Origin of the sequence: Pectobacterium odoriferum (genome assembly GCF_009931295.1) — a bacterium.
GTDB classification, from domain to species: Bacteria; Pseudomonadota; Gammaproteobacteria; order Enterobacterales; family Enterobacteriaceae; genus Pectobacterium; species Pectobacterium odoriferum.
The window spans coordinates 3,794,693-3,812,235 of sequence record NZ_CP034938.1; the positions used below are offsets into that span (position 1 = coordinate 3,794,693).

Annotated in this window: 14 protein-coding genes and 2 pseudogenes; 8 read left to right on the forward strand and 8 right to left on the reverse strand. The window is 51.9% G+C overall.

Features of this window, described 5'->3' with window-relative positions:
* Genes tssJ through tssB form a run of 7 tightly spaced genes read right to left on the reverse strand, consistent with a single transcriptional unit; the run spans position 1 to position 6,917 of the window.
* Positions 1 to 522 (reverse strand): type VI secretion system lipoprotein TssJ, encoded by a 522-nt coding sequence (tssJ, locus tag EO763_RS17160; RefSeq protein ID WP_010303144.1) that lies wholly within the window; start codon positions 520 to 522, stop codon positions 1 to 3.
* Positions 522 to 1,742 carry a type VI secretion system-associated FHA domain protein TagH gene (gene tagH, locus EO763_RS17165; protein WP_161529676.1) on the reverse strand — a complete coding sequence of 407 codons (1,221 nt, stop codon included), beginning with the start codon at positions 1,740 to 1,742 and terminating at the stop codon, positions 522 to 524. The genes tssJ and tagH overlap by 1 nt, the downstream gene beginning before the upstream one ends.
* A gap of 2 nt (positions 1,743 to 1,744) precedes the next feature.
* Positions 1,745 to 2,743, reverse strand: a complete 999-nt coding sequence (gene tssG / locus EO763_RS17170; RefSeq protein WP_039547063.1) for a type VI secretion system baseplate subunit TssG — start codon at positions 2,741 to 2,743, stop codon at positions 1,745 to 1,747.
* Positions 2,707 to 4,473 (reverse strand): type VI secretion system baseplate subunit TssF, encoded by a 1,767-nt coding sequence (gene tssF / locus EO763_RS17175; protein ID WP_039494780.1) that lies wholly within the window; start codon positions 4,471 to 4,473, stop codon positions 2,707 to 2,709. Before tssF ends, tssG begins: the two co-directional genes overlap by 37 nt.
* 2 nt (positions 4,474 to 4,475) lie before the next feature.
* The gene (tssE, locus tag EO763_RS17180; protein WP_161529677.1) at positions 4,476 to 4,907 is read right to left on the reverse strand and encodes a type VI secretion system baseplate subunit TssE; all 432 of its coding nucleotides are present in this window, start codon (positions 4,905 to 4,907) and stop codon (positions 4,476 to 4,478) included.
* A 5-nt stretch (positions 4,908 to 4,912) separates the two neighbouring features.
* A complete protein-coding gene (gene tssC, locus EO763_RS17185; protein ID WP_010303163.1) occupies positions 4,913 to 6,391 on the reverse strand; it encodes a type VI secretion system contractile sheath large subunit in 1,479 nt (492 codons plus the stop codon).
* A gap of 22 nt (positions 6,392 to 6,413) precedes the next feature.
* Positions 6,414 to 6,917 (reverse strand): type VI secretion system contractile sheath small subunit, encoded by a 504-nt coding sequence (gene tssB / locus EO763_RS17190; protein WP_010282535.1) that lies wholly within the window; start codon positions 6,915 to 6,917, stop codon positions 6,414 to 6,416.
* A gap of 999 nt (positions 6,918 to 7,916) precedes the next feature.
* On the opposite strand from tssB, the pseudogene EO763_RS17195 reads away from it, so the two are divergent.
* Positions 7,917 to 8,066: pseudogene (locus tag EO763_RS17195) on the forward strand (IS4 family transposase); the annotation flags it as partial.
* Positions 8,039 to 8,632 (forward strand): annotated as a pseudogene (locus tag EO763_RS17200) (IS3 family transposase); the annotation flags it as partial. The pseudogenes EO763_RS17195 and EO763_RS17200, both read left to right, overlap by 28 nt.
* Before the next feature lie 309 nt (positions 8,633 to 8,941).
* Here the strand turns inward: EO763_RS17200 and EO763_RS17205 are convergent.
* The gene (locus tag EO763_RS17205; protein WP_161529678.1) at positions 8,942 to 9,883 is read right to left on the reverse strand and encodes a sugar-binding transcriptional regulator; all 942 of its coding nucleotides are present in this window, start codon (positions 9,881 to 9,883) and stop codon (positions 8,942 to 8,944) included.
* Positions 9,884 to 10,089: 206 nt separating this feature from the next.
* On the opposite strand from EO763_RS17205, the gene dalD reads away from it, so the two are divergent.
* The 6 genes from dalD to EO763_RS17235 all read left to right on the forward strand — a co-directional run bounded on the left by dalD (position 10,090) and on the right by EO763_RS17235 (position 17,464).
* On the forward strand, positions 10,090 to 11,457 hold the full coding sequence (gene dalD, locus EO763_RS17210; protein ID WP_161529679.1) for a D-arabinitol 4-dehydrogenase: 1,368 nt from the start codon (positions 10,090 to 10,092) through the stop codon (positions 11,455 to 11,457).
* A 9-nt stretch (positions 11,458 to 11,466) separates the two neighbouring features.
* Positions 11,467 to 12,930 (forward strand): xylulokinase, encoded by a 1,464-nt coding sequence (gene xylB / locus EO763_RS17215; protein ID WP_161529680.1) that lies wholly within the window; start codon positions 11,467 to 11,469, stop codon positions 12,928 to 12,930.
* A gap of 72 nt (positions 12,931 to 13,002) precedes the next feature.
* Positions 13,003 to 14,283, forward strand: a complete 1,281-nt coding sequence (locus tag EO763_RS17220; RefSeq protein ID WP_161529681.1) for an RbtT/DalT/CsbX family MFS transporter — start codon at positions 13,003 to 13,005, stop codon at positions 14,281 to 14,283.
* Between the two features lie 47 nt (positions 14,284 to 14,330).
* Positions 14,331 to 15,014, forward strand: a complete 684-nt coding sequence (locus tag EO763_RS17225; RefSeq protein WP_161529682.1) for an HAD family hydrolase — start codon at positions 14,331 to 14,333, stop codon at positions 15,012 to 15,014.
* A gap of 57 nt (positions 15,015 to 15,071) precedes the next feature.
* Complete coding sequence (tal, locus tag EO763_RS17230; protein WP_161529683.1) at positions 15,072 to 16,025, forward strand: transaldolase; 954 nt, start codon at positions 15,072 to 15,074, stop codon at positions 16,023 to 16,025.
* A gap of 11 nt (positions 16,026 to 16,036) precedes the next feature.
* Positions 16,037 to 17,464: a transketolase family protein gene (locus tag EO763_RS17235; RefSeq protein ID WP_161529684.1), complete on the forward strand. Its 1,428-nt coding sequence runs from the start codon at positions 16,037 to 16,039 to the stop codon at positions 17,462 to 17,464.
* Positions 17,465 to 17,543: the final 79 nt, after the last annotated feature.

Genomic DNA, 17,543 nt, shown 5'->3' on the forward strand with positions numbered 1-17,543 from the left:
TTATTCTTCTTCTTGGTCTTTTTTGATTTCGACTTCATCCCTGCGCAGGTGCACGAGGATCTGATACGTCTGCCCGGTATTCTTTAGTTTGATGACTTTGCGCCACTCGGCGCTTTCAGAATCCGCATAGCGCGCCACCACGCCGAGGTAGTGCACTTTTTCATCCAGCGCTTCGGGCGGCAGATATTTGAACTGCCCCGGCAACAGCGTGTAGTCCTGATGGCTGAGATAATTCTTGGCTAACGCCTTTTCGATATCCGTTGTGATTTGGTCGTAATCGGTGGCTAACAGACGCGAATCTTCCGCCAATAGAACCAGCTGGAATTCGATAGGGGCAGCTTCACCGCTGTCGTTCGGGTTAACGTCCGGTTCCGCCAGCAGGCTAAACCCCACGGTAGAAGGCTGATGATTATTGCTGCCCACCTGGATATCAGGGTTCGCCGCCACCTGCGCCATTTTGCCCAGCGTGGTACACCCCGACAGCAGGAACATCAGGGAACATAAGCACAATGCCCGTAGCATCATTTTTGCTCCTGCTGCTGACGCACGGAACGGTCATACGCCTGCGCATACACCTGATGGAACAATTTTTGGAACCCCTGCTGGCGTGGTGACGTCAATTCTCGGTAATAGTGCTGATACATCTGCCACGCCCAGCCGTCATCTGCCGCAAGCGGTTCGCTACTGCGGCGATAGTGCTCAAAACGGCTGAGCAGCGCAGCAGGCGAAAAGGCCTGAAGAATATTTTCCAACGCCACGGCAATCGCCTGCTGATTCGCGATGTGATGCACCCGCACATTGTTCAACACTTCTTCCACCGCAGCGGGCGCAGACAGGTGAACCGGGCTTTTCCCTTCGGCAAACAGCACCGACAGCGTATCCACATAGCCCAACCCCAGACGCAGCGGGTTATCTTCAATCGGGCGTAAATGCGTGTCCGCCAGTGCAGCCTGTTCCGTCTGCAATGCCAGCAGGCCTTCAACCATCGCGCGCAGGCTTTTTCCCATCTCTTCCAGCATTTCGCGCAATCGCGCATCATCGCCCGGCTGAAGCGACAGCCCCAGCCCGCGCATCAGCGGAGCCAGAGAGGTGCCATCGCTGTACCCTTCCAGCCCGTCTCCCGCGTACGGTGTGTTGATGGTCGGTAATTCCACAAATTTCTGATCCATGGTGTCCTCAGCAGAAGAAAAAGAAGAAAGAGAGGTCGTGAGTGAGGCTCCGACCGTCTCACTGTCTGATGGCAAGAGTGGCTGGCTCTGTTCTTTCTGTAGCGCCCACAGCGGGTCATTCAACACAACCGTGGGATCGGCCAGATCCGTTGAGCGCCTTTTTTTATCTTCACTTAGCCAGCCGCCCAGCACATCGACCGTGCCTTGCCCTAATACCTGATCGATATCCTGTTCCGTGGTGGGATCGCCGATATAAACGCCCAACCGGAAAGGCCCGATAACCAGCTCATCGCCGTGCGACAGAATGACTTTGCGATCTCGCCCAATCGGCGACAGAGAACCGTTAATAAAAGACTGCCCGCTCAGATCACACAGGCTGAAATAACCATCGGTCACTTCGATACGGGCGTGCTCTGGCACGACAGAGCCCAGCCGATCCCGCAGTTGCCATTGGTCTTTTTCCGACGCACCCAGCGTGCCACCACGATGATCGAACTGGTGCTGCACCTGAGAATTGATATCGAGCTGCTCACTGTTGAGCACAACCAACGTGAGTGGATGGGTTACGTTCACATTTACTCCTGCACACAAATCGTCACATAGGGGTCCGCGGGCGGCTGCCCGAGAAAGCTGCTCCATCCCAATCGGCTGCTTTGCTCACTGCCCAGGCTTAAGCCCTTAGCTTCACCTTCCGCAAAGCCAAGACGCAGATCCCAGGCCAACTGATCGCGAAGAATGAAAGAGACAAAACGCACCAACGGCTGAAAATGCTCGCCGTTGGGCAAAAAACTGAGAAAGCGGCTAAAGCTGAGATTGCCAACCTTGAGCAAAAACTTGCCAGCGCAGTCATTTACTTTGTCACCGATAACAAAATCACCGCCCAGCATCATGTTTGCTTTTCCCAGACGGTTCTGCTGCCCTTCGTGAATGGGCACGCGACGGTGCTGCCAGGCCAGAACGGCGACGTCATCCAGGTCAAAACAGTGAATGACTAACCCCGCGACCACTTCTGGTGAGCGACTGGGGCTGGCGAGTACTCCGGCGTAGGAGAGCATCTTGGCGCGGTTAACAGGCAGGCTGTCGCGTACGGCGTCATTCCCTAACCCCACGAGCGCAAACATCAGGCGGGAGAATCCATCCTCCCCCTCATTCTGAAAGCGGACGTGATAGCGGTATTTACGCCATGCGCGATGCAACAGCGTGAGTAAGCGGTGGTGAAAGAAGTCGAGAAATACGCCAAGCTTCTGCTCGCCCTGCGCGTATTCCCAGGCCAGCTCTTCGAGGTAATAACCGGGCATCGGCGACTGGCTGCCGTGCAGGCCAAGAAACGCGACTTCCAGCTCCTGACGGCCCTCGTCATCGCGCCCCACCTGCAAGATATCGCTGGGGTGAAAACCGATGGAGGCCGTAGAGCGAAAGCGCAGGCGTTCCTGTTCAGGGCGGAAATCCAGCTCTTGTTCCAGATCCACGCCTTCCAGTTGATTAAGTAACTCCACCAATTGAAAAAAATTAAAGCGTGAGACATCCTGACGGAACGTCACATCATTGAGTGTTGACCTATCTGTACCGGCCATCGGTAGCGCTCCTTGTTATCGATGTTGACCACTTCCAACAGGTGGAAAGCGTTGACGCTGGCGTATAGCGAGAAGAAGTGCGCCAGCACCGTGCTAAACAGATAGAGTTCTCCTTCACTGGAGAACGCGGATTGCCGTACTGACAGAATGGATTTCAAGCCGCGAACCGGCATCCCCTGAACCAGACGATCGATAGGGGTGGTTTCGATAGAGTCGATACCCGCCAGACGCTTACGCGAGGCTTGCTCTGCCTGCTTATCGTGCAGCGCTGGGAAATCGTAAGTACGCAGAATCTGTACCAACGCATCACGCCGTAGCAGCGACACATAGTTCAAAGACAAGTTGGAGATCAGCGTCCAGTGCAGACTCCCATCCATCGCAGGCCGCAGCGGCCGCGTCGGCCGAACCAGATTACGGAACGTTGCGAAAGACGGGGAATTCCCCGTTGGCACGCAGATCGCCCCAACGGACAACTGTGCTGCACGCGATCGATTGGTACAGGTCAACGTCACCGAGATCGATTCATCCAAATCAATCACTTCCTGCTCATCGCCGCGGACAAAAGAGAGCATGTGATCAAAACCATTGCCGTTCACCGCTTCTCTTATCCGAATACGGTAATAGAGCGCCAGCCGCCCTTTAGCACGTTCGATTTGGTGCTGAAAGCTCTCAAAAGGCTGGTACGTGCGCGGAATGCCGCGAGCACGGCCTGAGTTCCCTTCAACCCAACCTTCAACTTTATCCACAGAGAAAATTTCAAAGCTATCCGCGTCACGGTAGCTGGCCTTCAACGGGTAATCCGTCTGGCGCCCGCTGAGGTTGATCGGTTCGCTATCATGCTGGAAGAGATTGATCGCAGGCACGCAGTTGAGCATGAACGAATCAGGGCGGATCTTCAGTTCCGCCGGTAACGGACGATCAAAGCAGAAATGCAGGCGGAATTCCGTTACCGTCAGCGGCAGATCAGGCCATACCGCGCCAGCGAGTTGGAAAAAGAGAAAACTTTCAGGAAAACAAAAGTATTCCTGCAAGATACGATAGCCCGAATAAACGTTACCGGGATACGGCAATAGCGCATCTTCACGCTCAAAGCCGACCGTCTTCAGCACATTGGCTTCCTGACGGAAGCGTTGCCCATCGACTTCTAGCTCAATGTGCGACAGTTGGCTGGCAATCCAGAAATAGAGTTCGTAGGCCGTATAGGTATCACCACCCAGATAAAAGCGCAGTTTGTCGAGTTGCAGGTCGCTTAGCGATAGCGGGCCATGCAGTCCAACGTCCAGCGTAATGGTGGAAAGATCGTTGCCGCTTTGTACCTTGATATCACGGATATCCGCCGGATAAATCCAGGCATCGTGGCAGGTCTGAAAATGGCAAACCACATCATCAATCGGCAGACTATCAAGTTCACAGCCGCGCTCAACAAACGCGGGTTGGGCAATCGCGCCAGGGAGTACCGAAAACTGCATAATCGTCATGCTCGGTACGGGGCGCAGGTAATTAGGCCACAGCATGCCCAGCAGACCGTGTGTCAGTTCCGGAAATTCATCCTCGATCTTCGCCCGCAGGCTCCCTGTCAAAAAGGCGAACCCTTCCAGCAGACGCTCGACGTCTGGATCCGTGGTTTGTTCTGACAAAAATCGGGTAAGCTCAGGGTGCGCCTTGGCGAATTCACGCCCTTGCAGGCGCAAGTAGGTCAGCTCATCCCTGAAAAAATGTTCCAGTGACATAATCAGATCATTCTGTAGTGGCGGTGGCTATCCATATGGATATTGAAAGAGGCAACCTGCTCCAGATCTTCCAATCTGACCCGAGCGGTAACCTGAAACGACATCTCCATCGGATTCGATAAATAGTCCGATGTGTTGACATCCACATGAACAATTCGAGGTTCAAAGCGACAGATACACTGTCGGATCGCCTCCCGGATTTTCCCCCGAATATCCGCACCACCTTGCGTCGCGTCATTAAAATCAATCACGCCAAGCTCAGGTGCGCTGCGGCAATTTCCGGGCCGGGTGTTGAGCACATTGTCCAGTTGACGCTTAACGGACTCGATCAGTGCTTCAACGTCCGTTTCAGGGGAGGAGCGTCGCTCCTCCCCACGGATACGATCAAACAGACTTGCCGCGTTTCCCCTTTCCCAGGCAGAAAGAGACGGCATCAGCCTTATTCCTTATCCAAACGCCCTACCAGCGACAGCTCAAAGTTCGCCCCCATGTACTTGAAGTGCGGGCGCACAGACATGGTGACCTGATACCAACCTGGTTCTCCTTCTACATCCAGCACTTTGATTTGTGCGGCACGCAGAGGACGACGGCTACGGACATCTGCCGGCGGGTTTTCCTGATCGGCGATGTACTGTTTAATCCAGGTATTCAGCTCACGCTCCAGATCCTGACGCTCTTTCCATGAGCCAATCTGTTCACGCTGTAGCACTTTGATGTAGTGCGCCAGACGGTTGATGATGAACATGTACGGCAGTTGCGTACCCAGCTTGTAGTTGGTTTCCGCTTCTTTGCCTTCTTTGGTGTTCGGGAACACCTTCGGCTTCTGCACCGAGTTAGCCGAGAAGAAGGCTGCATTGTCGCTGTCTTTACGCATCGTCAGCGTGATAAAGCCTTCTTCGGCCATTTCATATTCGCGACGATCGGTGATCAGGACTTCAGTCGGGATCTTGGCCTGAAGTTGGCCCATAGCTTCATAAACATGCACAGGCAGGTCGGTAATCGCACCGCCGCTCTGCGGACCGATGATGTTCGGACACCAGCGGTATTTCGCAAAGCTGTCCGTTAGCGCCGTTCCCATCAGGTAAGCGGTATTGCCCCACAGATAGTGTTCGTGATCGGTGCTGATATCTTCCTTGTAGTTGAAGCCCTTAATCGGGTTCTCTACTGGGTCATAAGGTAGGCGAGCCAGGAAGCGCGGTGCCGTCAGCCCCAGATAGCGACCATCTTCGGACTCACGTAGCGAACGCCATTTCGTATAGGCTGGGCCTTCGAAAACGGATTTCAGATCTTTGATGGAAGGCAGATCGGTGAAGCGATCAACGCCAAAGAAGGTCGGTGCAACAGAAGAGATAAACGGCGCATGCGCCATCGCGCCAACGGCGCTGACATACTGCATCAGTTTGATGTCTGGTGAGCTTTGCGTCAGCGCATAGTCACCAATCACGCCACCGATAGGCTGGCCGCCAAACTGGCCGTAACCGCTGGAATAGACGTGCTTATAGAAGCCAGACTGGGAGATTTCAGGAGCGAATTCGAAATCTTCCAACAGCTCTTCTTTCGTCGCATGCAACACCAACAGTTTGATGTTTTCACGGAAATCGGTGCGATCAACCAACAGTTTCATCGAACGCCAGGAAGATTCCAGTTCCTGCAGTTCTTTAGCATGCAGAATCACGTCAATCTGCTTGCTGAGCTTTTTGTCCAGTTCGACGATCATGCTATCGACCAGCGCTTTGTTCACGGGTTCTGCTGCATTACCGCTATCAAGAATGTTAGCGACCAGTGCGGCAATACCCTGTTTAGCCACGCTGTAGCCTTCATCAACCGGGCTGATACGCGCTTGAGCCATGATGTCATCAAGCAGCGATCCAGAAGCGCTGGCAGCGCCTGCCTGAACCTGTTCTTCAATTATTGACATATTTATTTCCCTATTTCGTCAATTATTCGGCGGGTTTTACCAGATCGAGCTCTTTCAAAAGCTGCTCTCTGGCTTCTTCGCTGGACAACAGATCCTGCAAACGATTACGGAATGAGGGAATATTGCCGAGAGGGCCTTTCAGCGCGACCAGTGCTTCACGTAAATCAAGCAACTTACGTAATTCAGGCACTTGTTGGGCAATACGGTCAGGGGAGAAATCATTCAGACCGCCGATGCTCAGTTTCACTGGCAGGTCGTCCTGACTTTCTTCTTCAAGACGGTTTGGCACACTGAAATTCAATTCCAGATTTGCTTCTTTCATCACCGAGGTAAAGTTGTTCTTATCGATCGATACGGTTTGACGTTCTTCGATCGGCGTTTCCTCTGTGCGCCCTTTCATATTTCCCACGATCATCAGCGTCAACGGCAATTCTATTTCCGCCTGCTGACCACCAGTGGCCGGAACATATTTGATATTAATACGTTCCTTTGGTGCGACAGATGCACCATCAGTTCCTTTTGCCATGTGTCTATACCAACGTAAGGGCACTCGGGCCCGGAGAAGTAAAGTCGATTCCTACCAAAAGCCCACCGTAATTCATAAGAACGGCAGCGATTCGGCAAACAAATAACACATTTGCTTTTCGACCAGCGAGATGAAATAAATTAAAATCGAATTAAAAATCATAATAAAACCGTAACGTTGCGGCTTATATCGGCGTAAAAAAATCACACCAAGAAGGAGTTAAATACATTTATATTTTGAGTTTGGATCATACACACAACACAAACACACGGTCAATGCTTATATAGCAGAGCAAGTAAATGGAATCAATAAAACACAAAACACAACAAAAACAATAAATTAGACAAATTTTAAGCAAAAATAAACAAAATAAAAAAGACTATTACGCTGATTTTCAATTAACGGAAAAGGAATATATTTTGTGCCTTTTAATTTCGTTAATAACGAAATACTTAACAGACTAATAAATAAAAAAATTACAAACGATGCTTTAATTTTAATTTAGAAAAACAAATTAACCTCTATTTTTTACTTTTAGCAGAACAAACAGCTACATTACTTTCGTAAATTATTTCCTGATTAAAATATAAATATTAGATAATTTAGCAATCATTTATTTTATAATGAAAATTATTGGTTTTTTTAACTATCAAAAAACACAAAGCAAGCACAAATGACTGATAATGATATTATTTCATTATTTCATAACAAAAATCACCACAAGAGACAGTGAAATGATCTTTTTTATGTCACTTTCAGGTTAAAAAATGGCAGTTATCCGGCAGAAGGCTATTCCAGACTGAACGTGATTTTTGGTGTACGACGGAAAGAGGAAATGAGGGAAAAGGCATGAGGCCATAAAAAGATATCGTGAAATGGATTATCAGCAATATCGTGGAATAAGGACGCCCTAGGGGCTGACGAATCCCTAGAAAAGGAGACAAGCATAGAGTTTTATGATCTACTGGTTTTCGCCAAAAAATTCAATGAGATCACCCCATACCTGCCCGTAAAGTATGCCAGACTTTTTTCCGTGATGCTTTAGCTTCGACACATCAATATCGGCAAAATGCGCTTATTGATTCAACCACTGCGTTGATAAACGGTGCGACACTTTCGCTCAGGGGATGCGGGCAAAAGCCGCCCGGAAGTTCAGTCCGGTCAGCTACTGGGAGCACGGCCTGCCTGTGTCTGAAAATTTGCTGAAGCAAGATTTTATCGCCAGCGGTCCGAATCAAAAATGGGCAGGAGATATCACTTACTTACGTACAGATGAAGGCTGGCTGTATCTGGCGGTGGTCATTGACCTGTGGTCGCGTGCCGTTATCAGTTGGTCGATGTCATCGAGAATGACGGCGGCGCTGGCATGTAAGGCTCTACACATGGCACTGTGGCGACGAAAACGGCCTCAAAACGTCATTGTTCACACTGATCGTAGCGGTCAGAACTGTTCAGCAGACTATCAGACCATGCTGAAAGGCCATAATCTGCGAGGCAGTATGAGCGCAAAAGGCTGCTGCTACGATAATGCCTGTGCGGAAAGCTTCTTTCACTTGCTGAAGGTGGAATGTATCCACGGAGAACGATTTTCCAGTTGGGAAATGATGCGAACAGCGGTGTTTAATTATATCGAGTGCGATTACAATCGCTGGCGTCGTCACAGTGCCTGTGGCGGACTCAGCCCGGAACAGTTTGAAAACCAGAACCTCGCTTAGGGCTGTGTCCACATTACGTGGGTAGGATCATTGCCGTATTTACGAGTCCAGAGTTTAACCCAGTAACGGTCTTCTCAATCCGAAAAAAATTTCATATCAGATATTACTAAATGCTAATGTCATAACTACGCCGAATACAGCAGTCATTATTCTGTTATATCTTCCGCCTCAGATATAACCATTGAAGATATGCTGGGAGCGGTGAAAGACCTGATAGCAACTAATAAATGCAGGTCTTTTCGACTCTGGAGTACAAACAATGCGTCGATGAATTTCGTACCCGTTTCAATTCTGCGGAAAATGAAATTGTTAACGGGTCAGCAACCACCGTGCGGTCTGTTCATCTGTGACCAGACCGTTTATCCAGCCACCTTTCAGTGCCGCCAGAATTGCAGGGCGTTTGTATTCTCCGCATGCGACCGCGATTCGTGGGCACTGGCTACGGCGAATATCATAACTGGTAATTAGCCGGTTAATATCACTGTCTACTACACCTCCATCAGCATTGATAAAGCATCCCAGAATTTCGCCAATTCCCCCCTGTTCTGTCAGCTCGTTTAGTTGCACCTGGTTAATAAATCCATCTTTGAATATAGGACTTTGCATATCTAATGAACCGATACCAATGAAAATAACATCTGACTCCTGAGCCACAGCGGAGACATTGCAGAAGAGACGGCTGGAACACCACATTTCATGTTCCTTCTGCGTTTGCGTGTAGCGCGGTACAGGCCATTGATAATATTTCGCCTGAATTTTTCGCGCCAACAGCAGGGGAACATCGTCATAATAGTTACACTCGCCATTGGCATCCATCGCACTGATTAACGCCACACAGCGAGTTTTGGCGCTATCGAAGTCGATTCGCTGGATGGTCTTTTTCAGTGTCATCCCGGAGCCAATGCCGATCGTTTTTGGTTTATCGCTTTGCAGATAGCGCGCGATCAATTGATAACAACCGAAAGAAACGCTGTCCAGCGTACTTTCCTGGCTGTAGGTGGGGACAATATTGCATTCAATGAGCTGGTATTTTTCCTGCAGCAACTGGGCGTAATCGAGGCAATTGGCTACAGGATGGTGAAGGCTAATCGAAACGATTCCTTCATCTTTAGCGGCAGCGATGAGTCGTTGAACAACCGGTCTTGATGTTCCCAGTTGAACCGCTATTTCGCTCTGATTAAGCCCGGCAATGTAGTACATCCATGCTGCGCGGACTTTTTGATCCAGCCTGATATCATCTTCTTTATTCACAGTCCCCTGCCTTAAACGTCCAGCCGTAACGAAAAATTCGCTGCCAGAGTAACCACATTCTGTCTCTCGCTTTCGATAGAAGCAAGCTTTTGTTCGATTTTGGTCATTTGAAATATTTTTGGTCTTTTGATCTTTTGTGATCCAAGGCTCTTTAAGAGATCAAATGATAAATTACAGTGCATCACACACATCAAGGAGAGCAGAGCATGAACAATCAATTCACATGGCTTCATATCGGTTTGGGTTCTTTCCAGCGCGCTCACCAGGCATGGTATCTGCATCGCCTGATCGCTTCCGGAGATAACCGCTGGCACATCGCTGCGGGCAATATTCGCAATGATGCTGAGCATGTCGTGCAGGCACTGATTGCGCAAAATGGCCGCTACATGCTGGAAACCGTTAGCCCGGAGGGTGAACGGGAATATGAACAAATCACCTCTATTCAGAAGCTGCTGCCATGGCAGGAAGGTTTACAACCCTTGATTGAAGAAGGCGCTAAGCCGCAGACCAAAGTGATTGCCTTCACGGTGACAGAAGGCGGTTACTACCTGAATACCCACCACCGCCTGGAAACCACCAACCCGGATTTAGCCTGTGATTTGCGCGGTGACTGCAAAACTATTTACGGCACCATTGCCCGCATTCTCGAAAAACGTATGGTGGACAACGCTGGGCCGCTGACGCTGCTGAACTGCGATAACGTTCGTCATAACGGTGAGCGTTTCCATGACGGGCTGGTGGAGTTCCTGCAGTTAACCGGTAAGCAGCAGGTGATAGACTGGCTGGCAACCAATGCGACCTGCCCGAACACCATGGTTGACCGCATCACGCCACGTCCGGCGGCAGATCTCCCAGCACGCATCAAGGCGCAGACAGGTATTGATGATAAAGCGCCGGTGATGGGTGAAACCTTTATTCAGTGGGTGGTGGAAGACCATTTCCGCGATGTGCGTCCAAACCTGGAAGCCGTTGGCGTGGAGATGGTGGCGTCGGTTATCCCTTACGAAGAAGCCAAAATCCGTATTCTCAATGCCTCCCATAGCTGCATCGCGTGGGCGGGTACGCTAATCGGCCAGCAGTATATTCATGAAAGTACGTTGACCGATTTTATCTATGCCATCGCCGATCGTTATGTCACCGAAGATGTGATTCCTTCTCTGGGGGATAACGGTATTGATCTGCCTACTTACCGTGATGTGGTGCTTAAGCGCTTTACCAACCCGCATATCCAGGACACCAACCAGCGCGTTGCTGCGGATGGCTTCTCTAAAATCCCGGCGATGATCGCCCCAACGCTGCAGGAGTGCTACAGACGCGGCGCACGTCCTGAGGCCACCGCAACACTGCCTGCGCTGTTCTTCGTGTTTATGGAACAGTGGCACAAAGGCACCCTGCCTTACACCTACCAGGACGGCATCCTGGATGAACAGACGGTTCATGCCATGTTTGCTTCCGCCGATCCGATTGCCGTGTATGCCAAAGATAAGGCGCTGTTCGGCGAGCTGGCGGACAACGACGATTTCATGGCGCTGCTGCGTGAGAAAATCGACGCAGTTTATACGCTGATTAAGTGAGAGGTGGCTATGTATTTAGGGATCGATCTCGGCACTTCAGAAGTGAAGGCACTAATTATTGATGAAAACAATGAGCCTGTTGCTACCCATAGCGCACCGCTGAGTATTCAGCGTCCTCATCCCCACTGGTCAGAACAGGCGCCGCAGGCCTGGTGGGAGGCCACAGAGTACCTGATGACCACCCTGCGGGAAAAATGTGGTCAGCACTGGCAGGCCATTAAAGCGATTGGCCTCTCAGGGCAGATGCACGGCGCCGTGATGCTGGATGCCGACGGAGACGTGATTCGCCCGGCGATTTTATGGAATGACACGCGCAGTGCGCAGGAGTGCAAGGAGCTGGAAGAGATCGCCCCTGAATTGCATCAGGTGGCGGGAAATCTGGCGATGCCAGGCTTCACGGCCCCCAAACTGATGTGGGTAAGGCGGCATGAACCGGATAACTTTAAGCGCGTCTCGACGGTACTGCTGCCAAAGGACTATCTGCGTTACAGAATGACCGGCAAAAAAATCTCTGATATGTCGGATTCCGCTGGGACGCTCTGGCTCGATGTCGCAAAGCGCGACTGGTCTGATGCGTTGCTGGAAAAATGCGGACTGTCCCGGCGCCATATGCCGGAACTGGTGGAGGGCTGCGATGTCTCCGCCACCCTCGCCCCGCAGATCGCCGAACGCTGGGGATTAACGGCCTCGGTCATTGTGGCGGGGGGCGGAGGAGATAACGCCGTCAGTGCGATTGGTGTCGGTGCTGTCTCTCCGGGAGATGCGTTTATTTCGCTGGGGACATCGGGTGTGCTGTTTGTGGTGACCGATGCTTATCGTCCTGCACCGCAGTCGGCGGTACATGCCTTCTGTCATGTCCTGCCGAATCTGTGGCACCAGATGAGCGTGATGCTGAGCGCGGCCAGTTGCCTGCAATGGTTCTGCCGCCTGACCGGAACCACAGAGGTTGCACTGCTGGAAGAGATTGAACAACTGAGTGATGACGAAAAAGCCAGCGCGCCGTTGTTCCTGCCGTACCTTTCCGGTGAGCGCACACCGCACAACGATCCTGACGTTCGCGGGATGTTCTGGGGGATGACGCATTCCAGCCTGCGTGCGCAGCTGGGTTATGCGGTACTGGAGGGCGTCAGTTTTGGTATCGCCGACGGATTACGTGTGCTGAAGGAAAGCGGCACCCAAATCGAGCAATGTTCGCTGGTGGGGGGCGGTGCCCGCAGCCCATTCTGGGCGCAGTTGCTGGCCGATATCCTGAACATGCCGGTCGTTACCCATAAAGGGGGGGAAACAGGAGGCGCACTAGGGGCGGCGCGTCTGGCCTGCCTTGCGGCAGGGAAGCCGCTGCACACCGTCTGTGATAAACCGGAAGTGTATAAAATCTGGCATGCCGAACCCGCGCGGCACCAGACACTGGCGCAACGCTACCAACAATTTAATGCCCTGTATTTAAACGACCTGAATTACCGGCATTCCTGATTTTTATAGCGATAGAGTCCCTCCGGTGATTTCACCAGAGCGGCCCTTCTGTACCCTGAAAACGAGGTCATTATGTCTGTAAATAATAAACAATGGCTCGGTTTACCCCTGAATCTGATTTGGGGGTATGTCGCCATTGCGGTGTTTATGACCGGCGACGGTTTCGAGTTGGCTTTCCTGTCACACTATATTAAAGAGCTGGGCTTCTCCCCAGCGGAAGCGTCCTTCGCCTTTACGCTTTACGGTCTGGCGGCGGCGTTGTCAGCCTGGATCTCCGGCGTTGTTGCGGAGATTATTACCCCGCGCAAAACCATGGCCATCGGTTTTGTCCTGTGGTGTGTGTTCCACGTCCTGTTCCTGGTGTTTGGTCTCGGCAAAGCCAATTATGCGCTGATCCTGCTGTTCTACGGTATTCGCGGCTTTGCGTATCCCCTGTTCCTCTACTCCTTTATCGTCGCCATTATTCATAACGTCCGCAGTGATAGCGCCAGCTCTGCGCTGGGCTGGTTCTGGACGGTTTACTCCATCGGTATCGGCGTGTTCGGCAGCTATATCCCAAGCTTTACCATCCCACATATCGGTGAGCTGGGTACCCTGTGGCTGGCGCTGGCGTTCTGCATGGTGGGTGGTGTGATTGCGATCATTTCGATGCGCAACATTGAAACGCCGCGCCATATGCAAAACCTGACGACTCGCGAGAAATTTGCTGAGCTGAGTCGGGCAGCGACGCTGATCTACACCAACCGCAATATTATGCTGTCCAGCATCGTGCGTATCGTGAATACCCTGTCCCTGTTTGGCTTTGCGGTCATCATGCCGATGATGTTTGTTGACGACCTGGGCTTCACCACCTCCGAATGGTTGCAGGTATGGGCGGTCTTCTTCTTCACCACCATTTTCTCCAACGTCTTCTGGGGGATTGTGGGCGAAAAAATGGGCTGGATGAAAGTGGTTCGCTGGTTCGGCTGTGTGGGTATGGCGCTGTCCAGTCTGGCGTTTTACTACATCCCTCAATATTTCGGCCATAACTTCGCTATAGCACTGATTCCGGCCATTTCACTGGGGATTTTTGTCGCTGCCTTTGTTCCGATGGCGGCTGTGTTCCCAGCTCTGGAACCGAAGCATAAAGGCGCGGCGATTTCGGTTTACAACCTCTCTGCCGGCTTATCTAACTTCCTTGCCCCAGCGATCGCAGTAATTGTGTTGCCTTACTTCAGCACCATTGGCGTGGTCGTGGCTTATACCGCGCTCTATGTGCTGGCTTTCTTCCTGTGCCCGTTAATTCGTGTCGAGCAACCTGGTTTCGCGCAGCCTCATCAAGCGCTGAACAAAGAACAGGTTGAGCCCGCGTAACATGACCTGGCAGGCATGGTTCCCATGCCTGACTTCTGAGGTAAGTGATGAATGTAAAAGCAGTTATTTTTGATATGGATGGAGTGATCATTGACTCAGAACCGCTGTGGTGTCAGGCACAGATTGAAGCGATGGCGAAATGGGGCGTATCTGTGACCAGCAAAGAGTGTGAAAACCTGACCCGCGGCAAACGACTGGATGAAATCGCCATGGTGTGGTGCAGTCGCTACGCGCTGCCTGTTGCCCCTGCCGTACTGGAAGACGCGATCCTTTGTCGTATTACCGATCTCATCAGCACCAAAGGCGAAGCGATGAAGGGGGTCTATGACATCCTGGAATACTTCCGCCATCTGGGCTTTAAAATCGCCCTTGCGACCTCTTCATCTCATCAGGTGATTGAGGCCGTGTTTAATAAACTGAATTTGTGGCGCTATTTTAATGTGATCTCCAGCGCCGAGGATGAACTGCTGGGGAAACCCCATCCGGCGGTCTATCTCTCAGCTCTGCGAAAACTGAATTTGTCGGCGGCAGATTGTCTGGTCGTGGAAGACAGTCTTAATGGCTTTCATGCCGCACAGGCGGCGGGTATCCGAACGACGGTCGTTTCTCCGGACTATATGTATCCTCATTTTCAGGCCGCCACTGGCCGCTATTACTCTTTACATCACCTGCTGACGGCGCTGGTTAACCCCCCGCTGACCGTTGCGAACCTCCACGCCCACAGTGAATAACCAAACGTTAACCCGCCTCGCAGGAAGAGGCGCTGTAATATCGGGATGAATACACCTATGAAAAGCGCACTTGAGCAATTGAAACAGTTTACAACCCTTGTGGCGGACACCGGCGATATTGAGGCTATCCGATGTTTCTCGCCTGAGGATGCGACAACGAATCCGTCACTGATCTATAAATCTGCGCAACTTCCCCAGTACGAGACATTGCTGCATAACGCAGTGATGTATGCAAAGCAGCATGCCGCGGATAATTCCCGGGTCCTGGAACTGACCATTGATAAATTATCGGTGGATATTGGCGCCGAGATCCTCAAAATCATTCCAGGCCGTATTTCCACTGAGGTGGATGCTCGTTTGTCGTTCGACACGCCAGGAACGGTCAAAAAAGCGCATGAACTTATCCGACTGTATAAAGAAAATGGCGTCGATAAAGCGCGCGTACTCATCAAAATTGCCGCGACCTGGCAAGGCATAAAAGCGGCCGAAGTGCTGGAAAAAGAGGGGATCCAGTGCAATCTGACACTGATCTTCTCCTTTGCTCAGGCCCGGGCGTGTGCAGAAGCGGGCGTCTTCCTGATCTCGCCTTTTGTCGGGCGTATTTACGACTGGTATCAGGCTCATGGGGCGCCAGCAGAGTATGACGTGGCGGGGGATCAGGGTGTTGCTTCGGTGCGCACGATCTTCAGTTACTACAAACACTACGGCTACAACACCATTGTTATGGGGGCGAGCTTCCGCCGCACAGAGCAGATTCTTGCTCTGGCGGGTTGCGACAGACTGACGATCTCCCCGCCGCTTCTCACGGAACTGAGTAATAGCCACGAGCCGGTTTCACTGCTGCTGAATGCCCGCGCCACGGGTGAGCCAGCGCCTGATGCCATGACCGAGCAAGAATTTCTCTGGCTGCACAATCAGGACGCCATGGCGGTAGAAAAACTCGCTGAAGGTATCCGACTCTTTGCCGCTGATCTTGCCAGACTGGAACAGTTCCTGACTCCCTACCTCTGAGGAAACACGTCATGTCAGACAGAAAAACCCTTGCCAACGCTATTCGTGCGCTGAGTATGGACGCAGTACAGAAAGCCAAATCCGGCCATCCGGGTGCCCCAATGGGTATGGCTGACATTGCCGAAGTCCTGTGGCGTGATTTCCTGAACCACACCCCGCAGAACCCGGCCTGGGCTGACCGTGACCGCTTCGTGCTGTCTAACGGCCACGGCTCCATGCTGATTTACAGCCTGCTGCACCTCACCGGCTATGACCTGCCGATGTCTGAGCTGCAGAACTTCCGTCAGTTGCATTCCAAAACCCCAGGCCACCCGGAAGTGGGTTACACCGCAGGTGTTGAAACCACCACGGGTCCGCTGGGGCAGGGTATTGCTAACGCAGTCGGTATGGCTATCGCAGAAAAAACGCTGGCAGCGCAGTTCAACCGTCCGGGCCACGACATCGTTGACCACTTCACTTACGCCTTCATGGGTGATGGCTGCATGATGGAAGGTATCTCTCACGAGGTATGTTCCCTGGCCGGTACGCTGAAACTGGGTAAACTGGTTGCGTTCTACGATGACAACGGCATCTCTATTGATGGTCATGTTGAAGGCTGGTTCACTGACGATACTGCTAAACGTTTCGAAACCTACGGCTGGCACGTGGTACGTGGTGTTGATGGTCATGATGCGGAAGCGATTAAACGCGCAGTAGAAGAAGCGCGGGCCGTGACCGACAAACCGTCCATGCTGATGTGCAAAACCATCATCGGTTTCGGTTCCCCGAACAAAGCGGGTACTCACGACTCCCACGGTGCGCCGCTGGGCGATGCAGAAATTGCACTGACCCGTGAGCAACTGGGCTGGAAATACGCGCCGTTCGAAATCCCGTCTGAAATCTACGCGCAGTGGGATGCGAAAGAAGCAGGCCAGGCGAAAGAATCCGCATGGAACGAGAAATTCGCCGCTTACGCGAAAGCCTTCCCGCAGGAAGCTGCTGAATTCACCCGTCGCATGAAGGGCGAAATGCCGTCTGACTTCGATGCGAAAGCGAACGAGTTTATTGCTAAGCTGCAGGCTAACCCGTCCAAAATCGCCAGCCGTAAAGCATCTCAGAATGCGATCGAAGCATTTGGTCCGCTGTTGCCTGAATTCCTCGGCGGTTCCGCTGACCTGGCACCAAGCAACCTGACCCTGTGGTCCGGTTCTAAAGCGATCAACGAAGATACTGCCGGTAAGCAGGATGCCACTTACCGTGAATCCGTACTGCCGAAAGCCGTTTCCGCACGTGTTGCTGTGGAAGCCGGTATTGCAGACTACTGGTTCAAATATGTGGGCCTGAACGGCGCCATCGTCGGCATGACCACCTTCGGTGAGTCTGCACCTGCAGAACAACTGTTCGAGGTATTTGGTATCACTACGGATCGTCTGTTTAATGTCGCTGTATCGCTTCTGTAGCTAAATTATTTCCCTCTATCCAAACGTCGCTAGTGGTCCTTTCATGGCTCGGTACGTATAAGTCCCTGTAGTGATGTTA

Bases quoted from the DNA above. Each gene is read 5' to 3' on its own strand.
- tssJ (WP_010303144.1), bottom strand. From the start codon at position 522: ATGCTACGGGCATTGTGCTTATGTTCCCTGATGTTCCTGCTGTCGGGG.
- tssG (WP_039547063.1), bottom strand. From the start codon at position 2,743: ATGGCCGGTACAGATAGGTCAACACTCAATGATGTGACGTTCCGTCAG.
- tssF (WP_039494780.1), bottom strand. From the start codon at position 4,473: ATGTCACTGGAACATTTTTTCAGGGATGAGCTGACCTACTTGCGCCTG.
- tssE (WP_161529677.1), bottom strand. From the start codon at position 4,907: ATGCCGTCTCTTTCTGCCTGGGAAAGGGGAAACGCGGCAAGTCTGTTT.
- tssC (WP_010303163.1), bottom strand. From the start codon at position 6,391: ATGTCAATAATTGAAGAACAGGTTCAGGCAGGCGCTGCCAGCGCTTCT.
- tssB (WP_010282535.1), bottom strand. From the start codon at position 6,917: ATGGCAAAAGGAACTGATGGTGCATCTGTCGCACCAAAGGAACGTATT.
- dalD (WP_161529679.1), top strand. From the start codon at position 10,090: ATGAACAATCAATTCACATGGCTTCATATCGGTTTGGGTTCTTTCCAG.
- xylB (WP_161529680.1), top strand. From the start codon at position 11,467: ATGTATTTAGGGATCGATCTCGGCACTTCAGAAGTGAAGGCACTAATT.
- EO763_RS17220 (WP_161529681.1), top strand. From the start codon at position 13,003: ATGTCTGTAAATAATAAACAATGGCTCGGTTTACCCCTGAATCTGATT.
- EO763_RS17225 (WP_161529682.1), top strand. From the start codon at position 14,331: ATGAATGTAAAAGCAGTTATTTTTGATATGGATGGAGTGATCATTGAC.
- tal (WP_161529683.1), top strand. From the start codon at position 15,072: ATGAAAAGCGCACTTGAGCAATTGAAACAGTTTACAACCCTTGTGGCG.
- EO763_RS17235 (WP_161529684.1), top strand. From the start codon at position 16,037: ATGTCAGACAGAAAAACCCTTGCCAACGCTATTCGTGCGCTGAGTATG.